2 protein-coding genes and 1 pseudogene are annotated in these 2,479 nt (G+C 40.3%); 2 read left to right on the forward strand and 1 reads right to left on the reverse strand.

The annotated features are described in order from the left end of the window. Positions 1-310: hypothetical protein (locus tag BLV86_RS18050; protein ID WP_207647492.1), on the forward strand; the 310-nt coding region annotated here is incomplete at its 5' end. A gap of 592 nt (positions 311-902) precedes the next feature. Here BLV86_RS18050 and BLV86_RS17330 read toward each other — a convergent pair. Further along, complete coding sequence (locus BLV86_RS17330; RefSeq protein ID WP_139297970.1) at positions 903-1,844, reverse strand: hypothetical protein; 942 nt, start codon at positions 1,842-1,844, stop codon at positions 903-905. 281 nt (positions 1,845-2,125) lie between these two features. On the opposite strand from BLV86_RS17330, the pseudogene BLV86_RS17335 reads away from it, so the two are divergent. Further along, positions 2,126-2,479 (forward strand): annotated as a pseudogene (locus tag BLV86_RS17335) (hypothetical protein); the annotation flags it as partial.

The raw sequence follows: 2,479 nt of genomic DNA on the forward strand, positions 1-2,479 counted from the left end.
CTCTGAACCAGAGGAAGTTAAATCCAATGTGGATGATAAAGCTGAGCAGTTTGAGCTTTCTGACAAGACAGGTCACATTGAATCGATCAGATTTAGCAGACCAGTAAAGGAGACAGAGGCACCAACCGAAGCGGAGACCGTGGAACACACCGAGCCTGAAACCGAACAGGAAACAGAACCGGAAACAGAAGCTACTAACGAGACTCCGCAAGAAACTGAGGCTCAAAAGGAAGAGAAAAAATCAGAGACTCCTACATCTCATAAGTCAAGCGGCAGTCGGCGGAAGCTATGTAATAGGCCGAGGACTTGAGTTCAACAAAAGAGCAGAGACACCTGATCTTGTCACTACACAAGTTGATACTCCTATTACAGCTGATGTTCCTCAGAACGTAAGAGTTCTTGCAGCAAGAAGGACTCCTAAGACTGGAGAGAATAGAAGTATGACATCTCTTTTGAGTGCTGCTGTATTCATCACAGCGGTGTATGGATTTCTGAAGCCGGAAAAGAATAAGATTTAATGGAAAACCGGGCTGAGCAACATCAGTCCGGCTTTTATTTTTGCTCCCTAACTCGTTATTTTTTTGGGTTAGGGAGCAAAAATGTTATTGAAGTTGAATTGAAGTAATTGTTGAAGTGCTTCAATCCGGAGTATATAGGAATATTTTGGGAAACAGTCCATAATAACTCTAACTGAATGCTCTTACTCAAAACGTAAGGATACTTGCAGCAAGAATGACTCCGAAGACCGGCGTGAACAGAAGTATGACAACTCTTTTGAGTGCTGCCGTATTTATCACAGCCGTGTATGGATTCTTAAAGCCTGAAAAGAAATAATAACTAACACGAAAGCCTGGGATTAATGATGATATCATCCCAGGCTTTTCGTATGTTCTGTTTATATTTTATTGCCCCGGCCAGTCCTTTATCTTTGACTGAAGCCTCTTAAGGATAATCTTAACGTCCACTCCTGGAAATATCTTTGTAAGTTTGCTGTTCAGCTGTGTCTTCGTTTTTGATGTAAGGACTGCTTCTATAATCTGTTCCTTCTTGTCCTTATACTTCTTTTCTTTAAAAGTCTGTCCAAAGAATGATCGGAACTGCAATTCTTTTTTACTCGGCGTCGGTTTTGCAGGTGCATTCTTTTCAATTGAAGGTTGATTGTTCTGAAGCAAGGCTTTCCCCGTCAGCGTCTGTGCGGAAATATTCATAATGTGTTGTGTCAGATTCCCTGCTATCTGCACATTATTTCCTGTCGCAAGCAGCTTTTTATTTATTACATTCCCGATAGGATCCCCATCATTAGGACCAACGTCAAGTGGACTATCCTTCCCAAACAAATAGCCTTGCGGAATGATGTTAAACTCAAAAACAAACTTTTCCACATTTTCCCTATAGTAAGCAAGCGAACAATCACATAACACGCTACAAAGATATGTAATATCAACAAGTATTGTTCTGAACGCCACCGCCCCCACATTTACAGAAAAAGTCATCTCATGAATCTTTGTTCCATCCCCTAAAGAGAGGATAAATTTGTCTACCTGATTTGTTTCTTCCTTCACCTTGCTGGCATCCACATTTGGAGAACCCTGGTGAAGGTAGGTGTTTCGCAGGTTATAAACCATCTCACCGCTCAGATAAGGACTCTGCCCGAACGATCCTTCATTCTTCACATAAGCCCCAATATATTTGTCATACCAGCTGATATACCTCTCTGCCACCTGCTTATTCGGATATTCTGCCTTTCCGCATATATCCGGCAATGTTAATGCCAATGATAACGCCGAAAAGTAGCATTGATTTTTCAGCGCACTTCTTATATCATTTGCAAATATTTCAATCACGAGCATCCGCTCCTTTGCAATAGTTTTCAAATATTTTCTTTTTACCATAAATATCAGTATTCGTCACCAAGAAATAAGTCAGAGACCTCATCTGGATATTTTTGTCTTTTTTATCAATTTTTTTCGTTTTTCCTCATATTTCATCATTATCCGAAAAATCCCCTTCCATACTTATGATGTAACTTTTAATGAGTCATATGGAGATTACAGACGATAATGATCGCGAAATCTACATTATGACTCCCAGTTCTTTGCGTTGATAGCGCAGGAAGGGAGACATTATGAAGTCTCATTTTTTTGCTTTTTTGCAACTCGTTGTTTTCTGTATCGTACTTACAGTAGGTTTTGACACAGAAAGGCTCGTGGTTTTGCCACCAATGACGGCGTATGCCGATCAAATCTCTGAGGTTGAAGAGGCTGAAGCTTTTGATGAAAATTCGGATTCGGATTCAGAGTCAGATAATACTGACAACGAAAATGATGAGGAAAATTCTGATGATTCAGCAGATGAAGCGAAAGATTCCAATATGGATTCTAATGACACAACTAATTCTGATGCAGACTCCAACACCAAGGAAGACACTAACTCCGAGTCAGAAGACAAGTCCGAGGATATTTCCGAAGACACAAATACT

The sequence above is a fragment of the Oribacterium sp. KHPX15 genome, from assembly GCF_900107835.1.
In the GTDB taxonomy this organism is placed as follows: Bacteria; Bacillota; Clostridia; order Lachnospirales; family Lachnospiraceae; genus Oribacterium.